The sequence below is a fragment of the Gardnerella sp. Marseille-Q9185 genome (genome assembly GCF_046508745.1).
Lineage (GTDB): Bacteria > Actinomycetota > Actinomycetes > Actinomycetales > Bifidobacteriaceae > Bifidobacterium > Bifidobacterium greenwoodii.
Genome location: NZ_JBKFWK010000008.1, coordinates 1 through 19,896 on the forward strand (window position 1 = coordinate 1; position 19,896 = coordinate 19,896).

Annotated in this window: 21 protein-coding genes and 1 pseudogene; 20 read left to right on the plus strand and 2 right to left on the minus strand. The window is 40.9% G+C overall.

The genetic code is table 11. The features are described 5' to 3' along the window. From ACLD5M_RS05870 to ACLD5M_RS05880, 3 genes are all read left to right on the plus strand, one after another. Window positions 1-500, plus strand: a 500-nt coding sequence (locus tag ACLD5M_RS05870) for an ABC transporter ATP-binding protein (protein WP_410314792.1), incomplete at its 5' end; no start/stop codon positions are given. A 197-nt stretch (window positions 501-697) separates the two neighbouring features. Continuing rightward, the gene (locus ACLD5M_RS05875; RefSeq protein ID WP_410314793.1) at window positions 698-967 is read left to right on the plus strand and encodes a type II toxin-antitoxin system RelB/DinJ family antitoxin; all 270 of its coding nucleotides are present in this window, start codon (window positions 698-700) and stop codon (window positions 965-967) included. Further along, the gene (locus tag ACLD5M_RS05880; protein WP_012913985.1) at window positions 960-1,235 is read left to right on the plus strand and encodes a type II toxin-antitoxin system YafQ family toxin; all 276 of its coding nucleotides are present in this window, start codon (window positions 960-962) and stop codon (window positions 1,233-1,235) included. Before ACLD5M_RS05875 ends, ACLD5M_RS05880 begins: the two co-directional genes overlap by 8 nt. Before the next feature lie 39 nt (window positions 1,236-1,274). Here the strand turns inward: ACLD5M_RS05880 and ACLD5M_RS05885 are convergent. Then, a pseudogene (locus tag ACLD5M_RS05885) lies at window positions 1,275-1,793 on the minus strand (IS3 family transposase); the annotation flags it as partial. A 611-nt stretch (window positions 1,794-2,404) separates the two neighbouring features. On the opposite strand from ACLD5M_RS05885, the gene ACLD5M_RS05890 reads away from it, so the two are divergent. The 13 genes from ACLD5M_RS05890 (at window position 2,405) to ACLD5M_RS05950 (ending at window position 16,947) form a co-directional block, all read left to right on the plus strand. Then, window positions 2,405-3,037 (plus strand): sigma-70 family RNA polymerase sigma factor, encoded by a 633-nt coding sequence (locus tag ACLD5M_RS05890; RefSeq protein ID WP_410314794.1) that lies wholly within the window; start codon window positions 2,405-2,407, stop codon window positions 3,035-3,037. A 59-nt stretch (window positions 3,038-3,096) separates the two neighbouring features. Then, window positions 3,097-3,318: a hypothetical protein gene (locus ACLD5M_RS05895; protein WP_016815920.1), complete on the plus strand. Its 222-nt coding sequence runs from the start codon at window positions 3,097-3,099 to the stop codon at window positions 3,316-3,318. 26 nt (window positions 3,319-3,344) lie between these two features. Further along, window positions 3,345-3,638: a hypothetical protein gene (locus ACLD5M_RS05900; RefSeq protein ID WP_410314816.1), complete on the plus strand. Its 294-nt coding sequence runs from the start codon at window positions 3,345-3,347 to the stop codon at window positions 3,636-3,638. Further along, the gene (locus ACLD5M_RS05905) at window positions 3,631-4,761 is read left to right on the plus strand and encodes a DUF2800 domain-containing protein (protein ID WP_410314795.1); all 1,131 of its coding nucleotides are present in this window, start codon (window positions 3,631-3,633) and stop codon (window positions 4,759-4,761) included. Before ACLD5M_RS05900 ends, ACLD5M_RS05905 begins: the two co-directional genes overlap by 8 nt. Before the next feature lies 1 nt (window position 4,762). Further along, window positions 4,763-5,311 (plus strand): DUF2815 family protein, encoded by a 549-nt coding sequence (locus tag ACLD5M_RS05910; protein ID WP_410314796.1) that lies wholly within the window; start codon window positions 4,763-4,765, stop codon window positions 5,309-5,311. A 226-nt stretch (window positions 5,312-5,537) separates the two neighbouring features. Beyond that, window positions 5,538-8,441, plus strand: a complete 2,904-nt coding sequence (locus ACLD5M_RS05915) for a DNA polymerase (RefSeq protein WP_410314797.1) — start codon at window positions 5,538-5,540, stop codon at window positions 8,439-8,441. 96 nt (window positions 8,442-8,537) lie between these two features. Then, window positions 8,538-9,335, plus strand: a complete 798-nt coding sequence (locus ACLD5M_RS05920) for a phage antirepressor (protein ID WP_410314798.1) — start codon at window positions 8,538-8,540, stop codon at window positions 9,333-9,335. Beyond that, on the plus strand, window positions 9,328-9,702 hold the full coding sequence (locus tag ACLD5M_RS05925) for a hypothetical protein (RefSeq protein ID WP_410314799.1): 375 nt from the start codon (window positions 9,328-9,330) through the stop codon (window positions 9,700-9,702). The genes ACLD5M_RS05920 and ACLD5M_RS05925 overlap by 8 nt, the downstream gene beginning before the upstream one ends. Further along, window positions 9,695-12,022, plus strand: coding sequence for a VapE domain-containing protein (locus ACLD5M_RS05930; RefSeq protein WP_410314800.1), 2,328 nt, complete (start codon window positions 9,695-9,697; stop codon window positions 12,020-12,022). Before ACLD5M_RS05925 ends, ACLD5M_RS05930 begins: the two co-directional genes overlap by 8 nt. A gap of 311 nt (window positions 12,023-12,333) precedes the next feature. After that, a complete protein-coding gene (locus ACLD5M_RS05935; protein WP_410314817.1) occupies window positions 12,334-12,558 on the plus strand; it encodes a VRR-NUC domain-containing protein in 225 nt (74 codons plus the stop codon). Next, window positions 12,539-13,978, plus strand: a complete 1,440-nt coding sequence (locus tag ACLD5M_RS05940) for an SNF2-related protein (protein WP_410314801.1) — start codon at window positions 12,539-12,541, stop codon at window positions 13,976-13,978. Before ACLD5M_RS05935 ends, ACLD5M_RS05940 begins: the two co-directional genes overlap by 20 nt. Beyond that, window positions 13,938-14,366, plus strand: coding sequence for a sigma factor-like helix-turn-helix DNA-binding protein (locus ACLD5M_RS05945; RefSeq protein WP_410314802.1), 429 nt, complete (start codon window positions 13,938-13,940; stop codon window positions 14,364-14,366). The genes ACLD5M_RS05940 and ACLD5M_RS05945 overlap by 41 nt, the downstream gene beginning before the upstream one ends. Before the next feature lie 142 nt (window positions 14,367-14,508). Beyond that, window positions 14,509-16,947, plus strand: a complete 2,439-nt coding sequence (locus tag ACLD5M_RS05950) for a glycoside hydrolase domain-containing protein (protein WP_020757790.1) — start codon at window positions 14,509-14,511, stop codon at window positions 16,945-16,947. A gap of 59 nt (window positions 16,948-17,006) precedes the next feature. Here the strand turns inward: ACLD5M_RS05950 and ACLD5M_RS05955 are convergent, their stop codons facing one another. After that, window positions 17,007-17,420 carry a hypothetical protein gene (locus ACLD5M_RS05955; RefSeq protein ID WP_020757789.1) on the minus strand — a complete coding sequence of 138 codons (414 nt, stop codon included), beginning with the start codon at window positions 17,418-17,420 and terminating at the stop codon, window positions 17,007-17,009. 108 nt (window positions 17,421-17,528) lie between these two features. On the opposite strand from ACLD5M_RS05955, the gene ACLD5M_RS05960 reads away from it, so the two are divergent. The 4 genes from ACLD5M_RS05960 to ACLD5M_RS05975 all read left to right on the plus strand — a co-directional run bounded on the left by ACLD5M_RS05960 (window position 17,529) and on the right by ACLD5M_RS05975 (window position 19,891). Continuing rightward, complete coding sequence (locus ACLD5M_RS05960; protein ID WP_020757788.1) at window positions 17,529-17,888, plus strand: HNH endonuclease; 360 nt, start codon at window positions 17,529-17,531, stop codon at window positions 17,886-17,888. A 159-nt stretch (window positions 17,889-18,047) separates the two neighbouring features. Next, the gene (locus tag ACLD5M_RS05965; RefSeq protein WP_032819291.1) at window positions 18,048-18,599 is read left to right on the plus strand and encodes a P27 family phage terminase small subunit; all 552 of its coding nucleotides are present in this window, start codon (window positions 18,048-18,050) and stop codon (window positions 18,597-18,599) included. Window positions 18,600-18,609: 10 nt separating this feature from the next. Next, on the plus strand, window positions 18,610-19,113 hold the full coding sequence (locus tag ACLD5M_RS05970) for an NUMOD4 domain-containing protein (RefSeq protein WP_004125754.1): 504 nt from the start codon (window positions 18,610-18,612) through the stop codon (window positions 19,111-19,113). Continuing rightward, window positions 19,106-19,891 carry an S-adenosylmethionine synthetase N-terminal domain-containing protein gene (locus ACLD5M_RS05975; RefSeq protein ID WP_410314803.1) on the plus strand — a complete coding sequence of 262 codons (786 nt, stop codon included), beginning with the start codon at window positions 19,106-19,108 and terminating at the stop codon, window positions 19,889-19,891. The genes ACLD5M_RS05970 and ACLD5M_RS05975 overlap by 8 nt, the downstream gene beginning before the upstream one ends. The last annotated feature ends 5 nt before the right edge of the window (window positions 19,892-19,896 follow it).

A 19,896-nucleotide genomic window follows, 5' to 3' on the forward strand; every position in this document is an offset into this window, starting at 1 on the left:
TTGAAACCTATGATAAAGGTGAAATAAAGATTGCTGGCAAAAAACTTCCAGCTATTAATTCTGTTGCTGCTACTAAGTTACGTCGTTATCATATTAGCTATTTATTTCAATCGTTTGCATTGCTCAACAATCGAACTGTATTTGATAATTTGTGGATTGCAATGGCATATAATAAAGAGTCAAAGTCTGTTAAACACCAAATGATTGATGCAGTTCTTGCTGAACTCAATATTGAGTATGCTAAAAATGACCGTATTGCTGTACTTTCTGGTGGCGAACAGCAGCGAGTTGCGATTGCTCGCGCAATGCTGAAACCTGGCTCGTTGATTTTGGCAGATGAGCCGACGGGTTCACTTGATAGAGATCTTGCTGATAAAGTGTTTGCGCAATTGCAAGCGATGAATAAAGAATATAACAAGACATTGCTTGTAGTGACACATGATCCTTTGATTGCTCAGCGATGTGATCGTGTGTTGCATATTGAGGCGTTAGCTCGGTAGTTGCATTGCTTCTCTTCTCTTCGTTAAATTTCGGGTTATCGTGGCAAAATTCGCAAAATTGCCACGATAACTTGTGATTTAGTAATAATTGTGTACACAATGGTGCTACTTTGGTATTACGTTGGGTGCTACATGTCTGCTACAATAAAGCAAAGCATGAATAACAAATTTATGATTTTAAGCTTAAAGGAAACAACATGACTTCTACAAAAACAGCCAAAACAAGCAGATTAAGTGTAAGAGTTAACCCAGAAATACGAGATAGCGCATCGCAAGTTCTTGAACATTATGGTCTTGATATGAGTTCAGCAGTTAACCTATTTTTGTATCAGATTGTAAATACGCAACGTTTCCCATTTTCACTTGAAAGTTCTCCGTACGAGCGCGCTATTGATGAAGCTATGAAAGAAAAACCAATAGCTGCAGGTACTGTAGACGATTTTGCTGAGCTGATGCGCAATGCCTAAACCGCCATTTTATAGTCCAATCTATCTGCGAGATGTTAAGAAATATAAGCAGAAGCATTACGATATTGAGCAGGTAATCAATATTGTGAGACTTATTTGCAATGGTGCAGATTCTCGCGAGCTTGCAACTTATAGAGATCATATTCTTAAAGGCTCATACAAAGGCGTGCATGAATTGCATGTGTCTGCAGACGTTCTACTGTTGTATCAAGTTAAAGAAGATTGCATTATATTCCTACGCTTAGGATCTCACGACGACTTATTCTAGATAGCAAAAACTGCCACGATAACTTGCTTAAAAATATAGTTATACAAAAGGAATCACATTTTCAAGGGTAGTTGAAGAACTCTCTAACATTTCATCTACAAGACACTGATCTGGGTGGTTTGAAAGAGCGTAAGAGACCACTTTACCATCAAAACAGTCAATCATAGGGCTTAAATAGAGTTTTGACTCTTTTACTGAAAACTCAGTAATGTCTGTAAGCCAAATCTTATTAGGTGAATCTGCATGAAAATTATTGTTAACAATGTTACTACATGCAGGAGTAATTTCTCCTATGTAACTTGAATAGCGTCTTTTACGCCTGGCATATCTAACCTCAATTAACTCTTCTTTCATGAGCCGTCTTACTACTTTTTCAGATACTCTAATACCTTTAGTTCTCAACACTAACCATATTCTAAGAGAGCCATAAGTAAAGAAGTTTTCTTCTGCAATCTCGTGTATGCAGCCTCGTATATGTGCGTATTTGTCAGGTTTTTGAAGAGCCTTTTTAGCATAGTAATAACTTGAACGTTTTATCTGAAGTGTTTTAATCAGAAGCTCTAACGGTAATGCTAAAAGTAGTTAGGCCTATAACACTTTTTGCGGAGTGAGGATTTCTGATATTAATACGGTTGGGATTATATTAGATTTGTTGGGATTGTATTAAATACAGTTGGGACTTTATTAGCTACGGTTGGGACTCTATTAGAGCGTGGCTAATGCTCGTTTTGTTTTCTAAAACGAGTGTTGTTTAACGAGAAGGGGGGTGAAAACATTGTTAACGCTTAAACCTCAAAGCACGTAGCTTTCAAGGCAAGTGTGGTTTTTACATGTCAAACTGTTATAAAAACGAGATTATTCCACTCTTTTTTACACTCATGATACGGGTTTTAAGAAAGAGCGGGTAAATGTTATAAGAATTTTTGGAACAATTAACAAGATTGTGGTTAATGATTAATCAATAAGACACTACTAATAAACAGTTAAAGCCTGATTAGCTATAGGGCGATGAGATACGTCAATAGGATCCTCATGGTTTTTCATGACTCCTATGAAGTACCTCTATTCTACTATGGCTGTTTTTCAGGTATTAGAGTCGGTACTTCATAAAGTATCGGCTCTTTTTTGTATGTGTCTTCACCCTACCGCTGCAGGCGGGAAGGGTGAGCATGAGGACTCGCAAAACTAATAGCAACAATCGAGCAACATATAAGTATACAAGTTGTGTTCGTAATGAAGATGGTAGTTATAGTGAAGAAACTATCGAAATCAAGCCGGGCGAAAATGGTGTCACTCAAGCGGATATTAAAATGCTTCACTCAATGGATGACAGTGAGGTTTACTACAACAATAAGAATCTGCGTCCTACTAGAACTGCTGAAGAAAAAGCTGAGATTAAGGCTTGGAAAGAAGAATATATCCGGCTTTTTAATCTTAAGCATGGTTATGAGCCGAATAAAGATGACGTGGAGTATGCTGCTGAAGAGCATTTCCCGCGTAACTATAATCTTTCGCTTGACTTCGATGCAGATGGTGAGCTTGAGGTAGATAAAAGTTATATTGCTGAAGCTCTTAGTACTACTGATGATTATGGTTTTAGCGGTGATGATTATGGTTTTGAAATGTCAGAGAGAACAGAATCCATGCTTTCAGTGCTGACAGATAGGCAGAGTCAAGTAGTAAAACTGATGTTTTTTGGAGGATACACTCAGTCAGAGATTGCGAGCATGCTTGGTATCTCGTCTGCTGGTGTGAAAAAGCATCTGGATAAGGCTCTCGAAAAGCTTAGAAAAACGCGTTAAAAAATTCTAGAAATTTTATTTGGAGGAGGTTAAAAACTCCTCCTTTTTCTTTGCCTGTGATGTGTAAGGAAGAAACCCCTTATAGAAAGGAGGCAAAACTCGTGAAACACAAGATCGTTATTAACGTCACCGGTGAAAACGGTGAGAAGAAACAGGTTCTACGTGGAGCTGTGATGCGATTACCTCAACGGTTTATCCGCTGGCTGTTTGGTGATTACTCGCAAGTCTACCTATTAGATCCCGGGAAAAGTGTTCAGTCAGTTGATGTCAAAGAAGTTTAAGGAGGAAAACCGTGAAAAACGAAATCATGAAAGAAGTCATCAAAGACTTGGAAAACTTAACAGCTCATCTTAAAAAACTATTTGATGATGCCGGTGCTTCTGATGCTGGTTGTAAAGAAACAGCTTCTAATAATAAGGAGTCTGTTAAAAAGGTGAGTTTAGAGGATGTGCGAGCGGTTTTAGCAAAGCTTAGCCAACATGGTAAAACCGCGGAAGTAAAAGCGCTTATCGTCAAGTTCGGAGCTAACAGGCTTTCAGAACTTGATGAAAGTAAGTACGCTGAGCTTCTTGAAGAGGCGAAAGGTATGACAAGTGACTAAGCATGCTTTACTTTCCCCTTCTTCTGCTCATAGGTGGATTAAGTGTACTCCGAGTGCTGTTTTAGAAGAAAAGTTTGAAAACACTACTTCTGTGGCGGCTGAGGAAGGAACGGCGGCACACGCGTGGTGTGAGTACAAGCTGAATAAGCTTCTTAACCGTCCGTGTGAAAAACCGTCAACAGAGTATGACTCAAACGAGATGCAGGAATGCTCGGATGCTTACGTGGATTTCGTAATGGAAAAATACGAGCAGGCAAAACTTAACTGTCAAGATCCTATTCTTCTCATCGAGCAGAAAGTTGATTTTTCAGCTTACGTGCCTGACGGGTTTGGTACAGCGGACTGCATTATTGTAGGCGATAAAACGCTGCAGGTTATCGACTTTAAGTACGGTCAGGGCGTGCTGGTTGATGCTTACGAGAATCCTCAGATGAAATGCTACGCTCTTGGGGCTTTAACACTTTTCGACAGCTTGTACGAGATTCAAACTGTTGAGATGAGTATTTTTCAGCCGCGTCGTGACAACGTATCAACTTTCACACTACCTGTCACGGATCTTATCTCTTGGGCTGAAAAAGTGCTTAAACCTAAAGCAGGGCTTGCTATTAAAGGCGAAGGCGAATTTGAAGCCGGTGACTGGTGCAGGTTTTGCAGGGCAAAAGCCACGTGCCGTAAACGGGCGGAAGAAAACCTTAAACTCGCAGAACTTGAGTTCAAACCACCTTCGCTTCTAACAGATAGTGAGATTGAGGAAGTTCTTAAAACTATTCCAACTCTTACGAAGTGGGCTGATGATGTTTTAGCGTACGCCACAGATTCCGCTATTAACCACGGCAAAGAGTGGAGCGGTTTCAAACTCGTGGAAGGGCGTTCAGTTCGCAAGTTTAAGGACGAGACAGCGGTTATTGAGAAAGCAAAAGCTCATGGCTTTACCGACATTTTCAAAACTAGTCTTATCGGTTTAACAGAAATGCAAAAGCTGATGGGCAAGAAAAAATTTGAGGATATTCTGGGCGACCTCATTATAAAACCGTCCGGAAAACTTACGCTCGTACCAGACTCTGATAAGCGGGCAAAAGTTAACGTTCAAAATATTAATCAAGAATTTAAGGAGGAAAAGTAAAATGAACGGATTTAACAAAACTAAGGTTATTACAGGTAAGAACACGCGTCTTTCCTATTTCAACGGTTGGGAGCCAAAGTCTATTAACGGCGGTCCTGAAAAATATAGTGTTTCACTGCTTATCCCTAAAAGTGATGTTGAAACAGTAAACGCTATTGAGAAAGCTATTGACGCTGCGATTGAGGAAGGTGTCGGCAAGTTCGGCGGTAAAAAACCAAACAAGGCTGCTCTTAAAACACCACTCAGGGACGGGGATATTGAGCGTGATGATGAAGCGTATAAAGGACATTACTTCATTAACGCGAACTCAACCACGGCTCCGCAGATTGTAGACAAGCAGGTAAAACCAATCATGGACCGTAGCGAAGTGTATTCAGGCTGCTATGCGAGAGTTTCCATCAACTTCTACGCGTTTAACTCTAACGGTAATAAGGGTATCGCTTGCGGTCTTGGCAATATTCAAAAAATTCGAGACGGTGAGCCACTCGGCGGACGTAGCCTTGCAACCGATGATTTTACGACTTTAGAAGATGATGACTTTCTAGCATAAGGAGCGTGAGTTAATTATGGAAATTGTTATAGCGGTTTTTATTTCAGTGTTTATAGGAGTATTACTTCTTGATTTCACGGTAAAGAAACTCGTGAGTCTTTACGTTGATATTAAACACATTCTAAATAGGAATTAGAAGATTCCTGAAAAACAGGAATTAGAAGATTCTATAAGTGGGGTGGCAGGTTTTCTGTCACCTCTTTTATAAGCTTGGAGGTGATGTAATTTGAAAAATTTGAGTGTGGATTTGGAAACGTTTTCGAGTGTAAATCTTGGTAAATGTGGTGTTTACAAGTACGCAGAATCGGATGATTTTGAGATACTGCTTTTTGGCTACAGTGTGGACGGTAGTGAAGTTAAAGTCGTTGACTTAGCGCAAGGTGAAACCATACCCGAGGTTGTGCTTTCTGCTTTAACGGATGAAACAGTGACCAAGTGGGCGTTTAACGCTCAGTTTGAAAGAGTCTGCTTATCACGCTACCTGCGAGATAAAGGCATCAATGTTAACCCTGGTCAGGCAGTGAAAAGTGAAGGCTTGTTTTTAAACCCAAGCTCTTGGCATTGCACAATGATCTGGTCAGCCACCCTGGGGCTTCCCATGTCTTTGGAAAGCGTGGGAGCAGTATTGGGTCTTGATAAGCAGAAGCTCACTGAGGGTAAGAATCTTATTAAATATTTCTGCCTGCCGTGTAATCCTACGAAAGTAAACGGTGGAAGAACAAGAAACAAGTATTTCCACGATAAGGAAAAGTGGGATCTGTTTAAATCGTATAACAAGCGTGATGTTGAAGTTGAGATGAGTATTCAAGAAAAACTCTCACGCTTTCCCGTACCAGACTTTTTATGGCAGGAGTTTTATCTCGACCAAGAGATTAACGACCGTGGGATAGGAATAGATCCTCTTTTCGTTGAATCAGCCATAAAACTCGACCAGGAGGTGAAAACGCATCTTATGGATGAGCTTAAGCATGTTACAGGTTTAGAAAACCCGAACTCAGTGTTACAAATGCGCTCTTGGCTTAAAAAGCATGGGCTTGAAATGGAGTCGCTTGGTAAAAAAGAAGTCGCTAAAGAGCTTAAAACAGTGGGTAAAGAGTTGGCGGAAGTTTTACGGCTTCGTCAGCAGCTTGCTAAATCTTCGGTGAAAAAGTATACGGCGATGAAAAACGCTGCCTGTATGGATTGTCGGGAGCGTGGCATGTTTCGCTTCTATGGTGCAAATCGAACAGGAAGGTTTGCTGGAAGGCTCGTGCAATTACAAAACCTGCCACAAAACCATTTGCCTGATCTAGCTGAGGCTAGAAGTCTTGTTAAACAAGGAAATGTTGAAGCGTTGGAAATGCTTTATGAGGATATTCCGGATACCTTATCCCAGCTTATTCGCACTGCTTTTATTCCACGCACGGGATTGAAGTTTATTGTCGCAGACTTTTCAGCGATCGAAGCTAGAGTCCTTGCCTGGCTTGCAGGTGAAAAATGGCGTATGCGAGTATTCGAGGAAGGTAAAGACATTTACTGCTCGTCAGCATCTCAAATGTTTAGCGTACCTGTTGAAAAACACGGGGTAAACGGGCACCTGCGGCAGAAAGGTAAGATAGCGGAGCTCGCTTGTATTGCTGAAGGTGAACTTGTACTCACAGATGAAGGGCTTGTTCCAATTGAAGAAGTCACTACAAAACAAAAAGTGTGGGACGGAGAAAACTGGGTCAACCATAACGGAGTTGTTTTTAAGGGTGTAAAGGAGGTAATCGAGTATGAAGGACTTAGAGCAACACCAGACCATCTCGTCTGGGTTAAAGGGAAACCGAAGCCAATACGGTTTATTGAATCCGCCATCTGCAAAACACATCTCATACAAACCGGAGATGGTCGGAGAACAATACGGCTGGGTGAAAATCATAAGTGCAGAGAAACACTGGAATCAAAAGCAAAACCACTGTTATGTACTGACACAATGCGTAGGGTGTGGAAGCGTCCAATGGCAGGACTTAAACAGTCTAAAGTCGGGCAAATCAAAAGGGTGTCAAGCTTGCTCGCAGCCGAAACAAATACCAATATGGCTAGAAAAGCGGCTAAGTGCTGCAAAACAGCGATGTATCAATCCAAGAGATCCAAATTACAAAAACTATGGTGCAAGAGGGATAAAGTGGTGCTTCCATTCTGTTTTAGAAGCAGGTCTTTGGATTTTACAAGAGGTAGACAATGTGCAAAAAGACTGGGAATTAGATCGGATAAATACAAACGGCAACTACGAAAAAGGAAATATCCGCTTTGTTCCAAGAATAGTCAATCAAAACAACAAGCAGAACGCTATCCTAACACGGTGGGAGCAACAATATTGGCCATACGCAAGATCGGTAGTTACAAGAATGCTATCGAAAGGAATAGGCAGAGAAGAAATCATATCAAGAGCAAATACAGCTGTAGTACAACACAGAAAAAACTGGCGTTTAATCGAAGCAAGGCTCGAGTTTATGACATACGAAATGCCGGACCAAATCATCGTTTTACCGTATCGGGAAAGCTCGTGCATAACTGTGGCTACGGTGGTGCAGTAGGAGCATTAAAGGCAATGGGTGCTCTTGATATGGGTTTACATGAAGATGATTTGCAACAGTTGGTTAATGATTGGAGATCTGCTAATCCACATATTGTTTCATTGTGGTGGGATGTGGACAGGGCGGTAAAACAGTGTGTACACGAACACGTATCTGTTCGAACACACAATATTGTGTTCACTTACAAGAGTGGGTTTCTTATCATCAAACTGCCGTCTAAAAGATGCCTTTACTATGTGAAGCCACGTGTGGAAGAAAACAAGTACGGTGGTGAATCGGTCACCTATGAGGGTGTGGGATCTACTAAAAAATGGGAGCGGCTGGAAAGTTATGGTCCGAAATTCGTGGAAAACATTACGCAAGCTATAGCTCGTGACATTCTACTTTACGCCATGCAAACGCTGAAAGAATATCGCATCGTCGCTCACGTGCATGATGAAGCCATTATCGAAACCGATAAAAGCGTGAGTGTTCAAAGCGTGTGTGAGCTAATGGGAAGAACACCACCTTGGGCGGAAGGGCTTGTTTTACGAGCTGACGGCTACGAGTGCGAGTTTTACAAAAAAGATTAAAAAATTTTAGGAGCAGGGTTAAAAACCTGCTCTTTTTCTTTGCCTGTGATTTAGAAGGTAATACCGCCTTCAGAAAAAATCATAGGAGGTAATTTTATGAATGAATTACAAGTATTTAAGAATGTAGAGCTTGGCTCTGTTCGCACAACAGTAGTAGATGGTATCCCCTATTTCGTGGGCAAGGATGTAGCGGAGATTTTAGGCTACAGCAATCATCGTAAAGCATTAGCAGATCATGTGGATACGGAAGATAAAACAGATGGGGTAACGATTCGTGACTCCATCGGCAGAGAGCAAAATCCGATTTTAATCAATGAGTCTGGTTTATACAGTCTTATTCTTAGAAGTCAGCTACCTAAAGCGTGTCAGTTTAAACACTGGGTTACATCACAGGTTCTTCCAAGTATCCGTAAGCACGGTATGTATGCGACAGAGGAGCTTATCAACAACCCTGATATGGCTATCGCTGTTTTTAACGCATTGAAAGAAGAGCGTGCTAAAAGAGAAGCGTTAGAGCTTACGACTGCTATGCAAAAACAGCAGATAGCAGAGCTTAAACCGAAAGCCAGCTATTACGATGTTGTGCTTAAATGCAAAGACATAATCTCCATGCGTGTGATTGCAAAAGATTATGGCAAGTCAGCACAGTGGATGAATAACTTTTTGCATGACCTTGGTGTGCAATATAAGCAGTCTGATATCTGGCTTTTATATCAAAAGTATGCCAATCAGGAATATACGAAATCTCGCACAAATACCTACGAGGATTCTAATGGCGTTACACACTCAAAAATGCACACTTATTGGACTCAGAAAGGCAGGCTTTTCATCTATCACCTCATGACACAACACGGGATCTACCCCTTGATTGAACAGGAGGCTAAAGATGAGTAAGTCTTATAAAAAACATTTAGAAACAACACCGAACTTTAAGCCTATCGTCTACATTTGTGCTCCCTACCGTGGAGATAAGGAGAAAAACGTGCAACACGCTATTCGGTGTGCAGCTTACGCGTATTCACGCGGAGCAATCCCAATTACTCCACACCTGCTTTTCCCTTTCATGGATGATGAGAATCAAAAGCATAGAGGGGATGCAATGTTTATGGACATTATCCTCTTAGGTAAATGCAACGAACTATGGGTGTTCGGAGAAAAAATCACAGGCGGCATGCAAGTAGAAATTGATCTGGCTGAAAAACGCAGGCAGCCGATTAAGTATTTTACAGATAAGGATTTGGAGGTGAATATTGATGCGTAGTTTAGCTATCGCTTACGGTAACAACAGGCAGGCAAAAACATGGGTGAATAAGACCATCACTTATGATGAGCTGAAAGACCGTCTTAAAGTGACGATTCGCACCTCAGAGTCAGCGGAAGAGTATGCGAAAATGAAAAAAGCAGACCGTGATCTTGCAAAAGACCACGGTGGTTTCGTTGCAGGAGCGTTGGCTTATGGTAGACGAAAAGTCGACAGTGTTGAGTTTCGCTCCATGCTTGCCTTAGATGGTGACCACATAGAAAAAGACTTTATTGCGCACTATGAGAGTGTTGCTCCATACACGTCTTTTCTGTACACGACACACAGCCACACGCCTGATAATCCGAGGGTGAGAATTGTTTTTCCTTTAACGAGAAATGTAACACCTGACGAGTTTGTAGCAGTATCAAGGTATTTAGCTGACATGCTGGGTATTGACCAGTTTGATGAATGCTCTTACTTGCCTAACCAGCTCATGTACTGGCCGTCCACGCCACAAAACGGCGTGTACGAGTATAAAGAGGTTGAAAAAGACTGGCTTAATCCTGATGATATTTTATCCGCTCACCCTGAGTGGACAGATCCAACCAGGCTTCCGACCTCGTCTCGTGAGAGTAAAGCGAATCAGGTGCAGAAGCAGAAAGTGCAAGATCCACTCGCGAAAAATGGTGTGGTTGGATTGTTTAATCGAGTATTTAACCCAGTAACTCTTGCTTTAGAAAAGTTTTTAAGCGACGTGTATGAGCCGACTGATAACGAAAACCGATGGCATCTTATAGCCTCACACAGTATGGCAGGAGTTGAGATTATCGAAGACAAGTTCGTTTACTCTCATCATGCTAAAGACCCAGCGTATTTGAAACTGTGTAACGCTTTTGATATCGTTCGCACGCACAAATTCGCTAGCTTAGACGAGAAAGAGTCGTTCAAGAAAATGAGCGAGTTTGCTATGAGCCTTGATGAGGTAAAACTTCAAGCGGCAAACGAGAGACTCTCGGAAGCGGAAGATGATTTTGTTGACGGTGAGGATTGGAAGAAAAAACTACGCTACACGTCTAAAGGTGCGGTTTTAGAAAACTCGCTTTATAATGCGAAACTCATTATTAAACATGATCCTTTGCTTAAAGGAATCGTTTTTAACCAGCTGGCTGATGGTCTTGAAATTAAAGGCGATGTGCCTTGGCAGCATCCTGCGAAGTTTTGGAGGGATGCGGACGATGCTCAGCTTATCTGCTATGTGGACGACCATTATGGCTCGTTTTCACAGAGAAACTATGATATTGCTGTCACGAAAGTATCGGATGATAGAAGTTATCATCCGATAAGACGCTATTTTGAGAGTCTTCCTCAATGGGATGGTGTGAAACGTGTAGACACGCTTTTTATTGACTATCTTGGTGCTGAAGACAACGCGTATATTCGTGCAGTGTGTAGAAAAACACTGTGTGCAGCATACATGCGTATCTACCATCCCGGTATTAAATTTGACTACCTTCCTGTTTTTAACGGTGCGCAAGGTATCGGCAAGTCAACGTTTATAGCAAACCTTGGCATGGAATGGTTTTCAGATAGTCTCACGCTTTCAGACATGAACGATAAGACGGCGGCTGAAAAACTCCAAGGATATTGGATTCATGAAATCAGCGAGCTTGCGGGCATGAAAAAAGCTGACCTTGATAAGGTAAAAGCTTTTGTTTCAAGACGTGACGATAAGTATCGTGCTTCTTTTGGAAAACGTGTCTCCCCACACCCGAGGCAGTGCGTGTTCTTCGGTACAACGAATAGTGAAAACGGTTATTTAAGGGATGTTACGGGTAACCGGCGTTTTTGGAATGTGAAAGTGTCTGGAAACAGCAAGTATAAGCCTTGGGAAATGACACGAGAACTGGTTGACCAAATATGGGCGGAAACCATGTTTATTTCCAAAGCGGGTGAAGAACTGTTCCTTGACAAGAGCTTGGAAGCTTTCGCTAAAGAAGAACAGCGTGAAGCCATGCAGCAAGACGACCGTGAAGGCATTGTCAGAGAGTATCTTAACATGCTTCTACCCGATACTTGGGATGAAATGGATATTTACAGGCGGCGAGATTACTTCCGTGACATGAAGGATCCGACACGACCTAAAGGCACGATTAAACGCATGGAAGTATCCAACATTGAAATATGGTGCGAATGCTTCGGGAAAGCCAAAGAAGATATTAAGCCTATTGACAGTTACGCAATATCGGCGATTATGAAACGTTTGAAAGACTGGCAAAGATCTGACAATCGTAGAACCATGCCAATCTATGGAAGGCAAAGAATTTATACCAGAATTTGAGTGGACAAGCGGATAAAACAGGACAACTAAAAGTAGCTTGTCCTGACCTTGTCACTTGTCCCACCCACAACAACAAGCTTTGGACGAACAGGGACGGACAACACATGAAAATCTATATTAAATAAAATCTTTATTTATTACTTATAGCGTACACGTAACACGTGTATTCGCGCGTAAAGGGATTTTTAGCCATTTGTCCGTCCTTGTCCCGATAGAAAGGATAAGAAGCAGTGATAAGAAAACAAAAAATAATAGTAAGAGAACGGGAGGTTGAGCGAAAACTCGTCCGTGATGTTAAGGCTGCAGGAGGCATGGCTATTAAGCTTACGAGTCCTTCCGTTGACGGGCTTCCTGACAGGCTCGTTTTACTTAACGGCGGCAAGATTGGTTTTGTGGAGCTTAAAGCACCAGGTAAAAAGCCTAGAGTTTTACAGGTGAAACGGATGAAGGATTTACAGGATTTAGGTTTTAAGGTTTTCGTGGTGGATGACAAGAGTCAGATTGGAGGTGTGATTGATGCGATACGAGCCACATGAGTATCAAAAGTATGCGACTGATTTTATTATCACACACCCGGTTTCAGCGGTTTTGCTTGAAATGGGACTTGGTAAGAGTGTGATAAGTCTTACAGCGATTAACGACCTGATGCTTGACTCTTTTGATGTTTCCAGGACTCTGGTTATCGCTCCTCTTAGGGTTGCGAACACTACGTGGCCTTTAGAGTTAGAAAAGTGGAAGCATTTAAAACACCTGACTTATTCTGTTGTAACGGGCACAGAGAAGGAGCGGATTCAAGCACTAAAAACGCCTGCTCACGTTTATATTATTAACCGTGAAAACGTGGAGTGGCTGATAATGAAAAGCGGCCTGCCGTTTAATTTTGACATGGTTGTGATAGATGAGCTTTCAAGTTTTAAATCGTATCAGGCGAAACGTTTCAAAGCATTATTGAAGGCTAGACCGAAAGTTAAAAGGATTGTAGGTCTTACGGGTACGCCTTCTTCTAACGGGCTTATGGATTTGTGGGCTGAGTTTAGGCTACTTGATATGGGTGAAAGGCTAGGCCGCTATATTACGTATTATCGGCAGAACTTTTTTGATCCTGATAAGCGTAACCAGCATATGATTTTTTCTTATAAGCCTAAAGATGGTGCTGAGAGTTTAATCTATAAGCAGATATCTGATATTACGATTTCGATGAAGTCGAAAGACTATTTGAAAATGCCGGCGTGTGTGATAAACGAGGTGAAAGTAGAGTTATCCGGTAAGGAGCGAAAACTCTATGATGAGCTGAAACAGGATATGGTGGTGTCGTTGGAGGGTAAAGAGATTGATGCGATTAACGCAGCGTCTCTTTCAAATAAGCTTCTTCAAATGGCAGGCGGCGCGGTTTATAACGAGAAAAAAGAAAGCGTTCATATTCATGATCGTAAGCTTGATGCTTTAGAGGATTTAATCGAGGCTGCTAACGGTAAACCGGTGCTTGTAGCTTACTGGTTTAAGCATGATCTTGAGCGGATTAAGAATCGTTTTAACGTGCGTGAGATTAAAACGAGTGCTGATATTGCTGACTGGAATGCCGGCATGATTCCTGTAGCGCTAATTCACCCGGCTTCCGCAGGTCATGGTCTTAACCTACAGGCTGGCGGTTCTACTCTTATCTGGTTTTCCCTGACTTGGAGTTTAGAACTTTACCAACAAACAAACGCCAGGCTTAACCGTCAGGGTCAAACCAGCACGGTTGTAATCCATCACATCATCACTAAAGACACGATTGATGAGGATGTGATGAGGGCTTTAAGCATGAAGGCTAAAGTGCAGGATGCTTTAATCGAGTCGGTTAAAGCAAGACTATCAATTAACGAAGTGAGGGAAAGGGGTTCTAGAGAGAACTTACCTCAAAATGGAGGTAAGAATGAACAAAAAAGAATACTTACGGCAAGCCTATCTTCTTGATAAGCGGATTAAGGCTGACATGGATGAGATGGTAAGACTGCGTGAGCTTGCTACAAGTGTTTCTTCATTAAGATACGACAGAGAGTATGTGCAAACGACTCGAAGTATAGAAGCTCCGTTTGTGAAAGCTCTTATAAGGGTTATGGATTTAGAAGCCAAGATTAACACGGAGATTACGATGCTTATCAGTTTGAAAGAGCAGATTTTGGATGTGATTTCTAAACTTGAAAGCGTGGATGAGCAGATGATTTTACGCTACCGTTACATGAATAACATGACGTGGGAGGATATTGGTAAAGAACTCCATGCTAGCAGAATGACGATTATAAGATGGCATGGGAAAGCATTAGAGCACATGGTTTTACCAGATAATCTAATCCAAATCTAAAAAATGGTACGGTTTGGTACGCTCTGATACGAGATGACACTGCCTTCTATATGGTATTATAAACTTAGCAAAAATTATAAATACTAAGCCTTGGAAGAGTAATCTTTCAGGGCTTTTTTCATGCCTAAAAGGAGGGCACAACATGGATCAGATGGTATTACTAACACAGCAATGGTTAAACAAAACCTATGGTGATAAGCCTGGGTTTGGTTCAGTTATTACTGATGGGAATACTGGTTGGGATACAATTAATGGGCTTATTCGTGCTTTGCAGATTGAGCTTGGTATAACAGAAACGGCAAATAATTTTGGGAAAGGTACTCAGTCACGATTTAAGAAGCGCTGGCCAAATGGTATTGATCAGACAGATGAAAGTAATAATATTCATGGAATTATTCAGGGTGCTCTTTGGTGCAAAGGGTATGAGGCTGAATATGGAGGCATAACAGAAGAATTTACATATAATGTAGCAAACTCTATTTCTGATCTTAAAAGTGATATTGGTCTTTCAGATATTTCATCTACTGTGGATCTAGAACTAATGATGGTTCTTTTATCAATGAAACAATTCAAATTGTTATCGTTGTATGGAGGCAAAGAAGACATTCGTGTAACACAGCAGGCTGTTAACAGTAAATATAAGAATTATACTGGAATTATTCCAACAGACGGTCTGTATGGTCGTGAGATGAATACAGCATTGATTCAAGTGTTACAAGCTGTTGAAGGGTTTACTCCAGCTGAGGCTACTGGCAATTTTGGTAATGGCACACGATTACGTTTAAAGACAATTAGTGAGGGAACGAGTGAGTGGGTTTGGTTGGCAAGCGTAGCGCTCACATGTAATGGGTATTCGCTTACGCCAACTTCAACATGGAATAATGCAATAGTGTCGGCATTGTATAAGTTCCAAGCAGAGCATGTTATTCCTGTTACAGGTAAGGTTGATCCAACAACATGGATGAGCCTGTTAACTTCGAAAGGTGATCCTAATCGTTCTTGTGTAGCGTGTGATACACGTTTTGAGATTACTGACGAGTTTGCTGAGTGTTTGAAGGCTGATGGTTATAGGATTGTTGGTCGTTATTTGAGTGAACCTGATCAAAAAAACACTGCTGAAAAGGACTATTTTAAGGCATTGCGTACTGGAGAATTGGAAAGAATTGTGAGCCACGGTCTTCAATATTTCCCTATTTTTCAAGAGTATTCAACTGAATTACGTCATTTTACAGCAGAAAATGGAGCTCGTCATGCAAAAGAAGCGGTTGCTTCAGCTAAACGTCTTGGAGTTCCGCCAACAGTAATCTATTTTGCGGTTGATTATGATGCAACGAATCCGGAAATTAGTAGCAATATTTTGCCGTACTTCAAAGCTGTTAAAGAAAATATGCATGGTGGTTATCGGATTGGAATTTATGCATCTAGAAATATTTGTACTCGTGTTAGTAAAGCAGGATATGCGGTAGCATCATTTGTGTCTGATATGTCTACAGGTTTTAGTGGAAATCTAGGCTTTTCTATTCCAAGTAATTGGGCGTTTGATCAGTTCCATGAAATCCCTGGCTATAAAGGTAAATGGGATCTTGACAGAGTAGCATATTCTGGACGTTTTGGAGCGGTTGGAAGTGTAAATCATTCAACTGGCAATCCACAATCAAAGATTACTTATGTCGCTCCACCTAATCCAGATACGTCTCGTTTAACAAAAATTGAAAAAGTGATAGACCTCATTCAACAATTAGAAAGCGTGTATGATAAATGGCGAAAAGTATATCAAAAGTATGCGGTGGTTCTAGAGTATCATCCTTTAAGCGTGACTCAAGGTGTGATTAATTATCTAGCTAAGGCATATATGACGAATTGGAAATTTGCTATTGCTGGCGCGTTTGCAGATCCATTTTTCATAATATTCATGGAAAAAGAATATCCTGCATTAAAAGATAAGCTGGATACTTATATTGGTAATAAGCGTGACGAAGTTGCTGATATAAGTGGTGGTAAAAACGATATAGCACACTTTGCTTATACGCTTTATTGTTATGCTTATTCTAATTTAGCTCCAGATCATTGGACTGGTTGGGCAGGAGATCTTGCAACAGGCATGGATGACTTACATAAGTACCTGCAAAAGTATCCATCTCTTGATCGTATGAAAGCAGCATATGCTCTTATTGGTTCAGACAGTAGTGCACAGTCAGAGTATTTTAAAGCAAATCATGTCAGTAATAAACTTGGTATTCGCTGCAATTTTACAGATTTTTGTGATGATGCAGACGCTATCTATTTAGGAATGAATCTACGTAATGCTAGTGATGAAAATTTGCATACTTTAAGCGATATGATGACAACTTATTATAGTAGTATTACTGCTCAAAAGAGATATACTGCTTATGCTCAAGATGGGTTAGATTTCAGTTCATTTAAAGCACTGGAAAATTCTATTAAAGCAAAAATGTATGGATGTCTGGAACAAATTATAGGACTTGGATTGCTATCACGGCTTGCTGGCGAATCAACTGATGAAGAACGAGATGCATGCTGTATTGCTATGGCTCATTATTTGCTGGCAAAATCAAAATAATCATAGAGTTAAATTATTGAGATAACAGGTCACGGAGGTGATTGAGGGTGTCTTTATTCTCAATCACCTTTGTGCTTTTGGTTTCTTCTTCGTAAAAACTCTTTAACAATGATTGGAATTATAGTTGGAATACATTCAAGAGTAACAAAAAATGTAATGTACAGATAAGTCCATCTACTACCCAATTGTTGAGGAGACTCTTGTAATATCAATAAATCAATGGCTGGTGCGATAAGCGCTATGGCAATGGTTTTACAAACTCCTAAGTTTTCGAGTGTTTTTTGATTGACGATGATTGAGTAAAGTACAAGTCTTGTTAAACCAAATACGTGAGCTATAACAATGAGTAAAAAGGGTGAGTCATAAACAATTTCCCAACTGAGTGATTTAAGAGAGTTAATAATAAGACCTAAAAGAGGTAATAATAATGAAAAAAGGAATAATCGTATAGCTTGATACACAGATTTTTTCATACTAGCCTCCTTAAATTTATATAGCCAAGCAGATGACTACTTTCATAGCCGGACTATTTTTCACTCATTTTACGTTAATTTATCTTACTTGGAAAGGGAGGATGAGTCTTGCCAAGAAAACCTAAAAGACCGTGTTCTTATCAAGGCTGTCCGAACCTAACTGACGGCAGGTTTTGTGAGAAACACTTAAAACAAGAGAACAGGCGCTACGAAAAATACGAGCGTCCTTATGATGCTCACAAGCGTTACGGCAGAGCATGGCAGAAAGTCAGGGACTCTTATGTGAAAGAGCATCCTTTCTGTGAGCTTTGCTTTAAGAATCGTGTGCTTGTGCCTGTTGAGCAGGTTCATCATATTAAACCGATTGCTGAAGGCGGAACGCATGAGAGGAATAATCTTATTTCTCTATGCAAATCCTGTCACTCTAAAATTCACGCTAAGCGTGGAGATCGCTGGCATAACAAATAACCCACCCCCTAGGGGGGTTTAAATCTCTACGAGCCTACCCCATGGGGAACGGGCGCAGGGTATTTTGCGTAAAAACAGCGAATTCAAAAGGGTAATAGGCAAAATCAGACACAAAAATTTTTTAATAGTTAAAACTCACGTGGGAAGGAGGCGAAAAGTTTGCCTACAAAATCAAATAATATCGGCGGTCGTGGCGGCAGACGCGTGGGTGCCGGGCGTAAAAAGAAAGCGGTTGTTGAAAAAGCGAGTGAAGGAAACCCTGGTGGCAGGCCTTTAAGCGTGCTTGATATTCCGGAGCTTGAAGGTGCTGAAATGCCTGTTCCTCACGAGTTTTTATCCGCCACGCAAAAAGACGGTACTCAGCTTCAGGCTAAAGAAATTTTCGCTGAAACATGGAAGTGGCTAAAAGACATTGGTGTTAGCAGTAAAGTCCCGTCTCCTCTTATTGAACGGTATGCGATGAGCTGTGCTCGTTGGATTCAATGCGAGGAAGTAACCAGTAAACTCGGGTTTCTTTCCAAGCATCCGACCACGGGTAAACCGATACCTTCGCCTTTTATCAACATTGGTATTAACTACATGAATCAGGCGGTCAGGCTTTGGAATGAGATTTTCCAGATTGTGAAAGAAAACTGTTCGACTGAGTTTGATGGTGTTTCACCTCAAAACGATTTAATGGAACGCCTGCTTTTAACACGTAAAAACATTTAGGAGAAAAAATGTGGAAGTATGGAAAGATATTCCTGAATATGAAGGTCATTACCAAGCTTCTAATTTAGGGAAAATTAGAAGCATAAAACGTAGCACTCAAATTCTTAAAGGTGATTATCAGCGTAATGGTTATAAAAGGGTGTATTTATGGAAGAACGGAAACAAGAGAAACCTACTTGTTCATAGACTTGTGGCATTAACTTTTCTACCTAATCCTAATGATTATTCTGACATAAACCATATTGACGAAGATAAAAGTAACAACAGAATCGATAATTTGGAATGGTGTAGCAGAAGATACAACATGAATTATGGTCAGGTTAAAGAAAAGATTTCTATAGCCAATAGAGGAAGAAAGCCACATAAGAATCAGTTGATAAAGCTGAGTAATAGCTCAAAAAACAGAAAATGGATAAGCAAAGGGAATGTAGAGAAATTTATCAAAATTTCGAACATTCCTTTTTTTATTGCAGCTGGTTGGAAAATCGGAAGGAAGGAAAAGAACCATGATTGAAAAAGTAAACCCGTCACATGTCGACAAGATTGCGGATCGTATTGCTGGAGCAATTGTTGATCTGGCTTACAAGCTGGATGAGAATCCAAAGATCGCTGTTGAAGTGATGCTCGGGCATGGTAAGTGTGCCGTGTGTATTGAAAGCACGGTGATGTTTAAGTTTAAGGATATTAAAAATATTATCCACCGTTTAAGCCCTGGGAAAATAAAGATTGATATTACGGTCGTGCCGCAGGATAAGCATTTAAGCCGAAACCAGAATGGCATGGTTCGTTGCGGTGATAACGGGATTTTTAAAGGCGTACCACTAACAGACGAACAGAGGAAGCTTTCTACTATTGCTCGAAAGGTTTATGAAAAGTATCCGTATGACGGCAAGTATGTTCTTGATGGTGAAAAGCTTATCATCTGCCAGTCTCACGCTAAACGAGAAGACGTATTGAAAGACTATCCGAATGCGTTTGTTAATCCTTTAGGCGACTGGACGGGTGGTATCAACGTGGATACGGGAGCGGTTAACCGAAAACTCGGATCAGACATGGCTGATTCTGTAACGGGCGGCGGTCTTCATGGTAAGGATCTTACGAAAGCTGACGTGTCGGTTAACATTTACGCGTTTTTGAAAGCGCAGGAAACCGGTCGGGTGGTTGAGTTTTCTTGCGCTATCGGGGACGAAATGGTTGATGGTAAACCGTATGCGCAGATTGTGAAAATTGCGAAAGATTACATTGACTCGGTGGGTGGTTTTGAAAAATTCGCTTGCTGGGGTCTTTTCTAACGGGA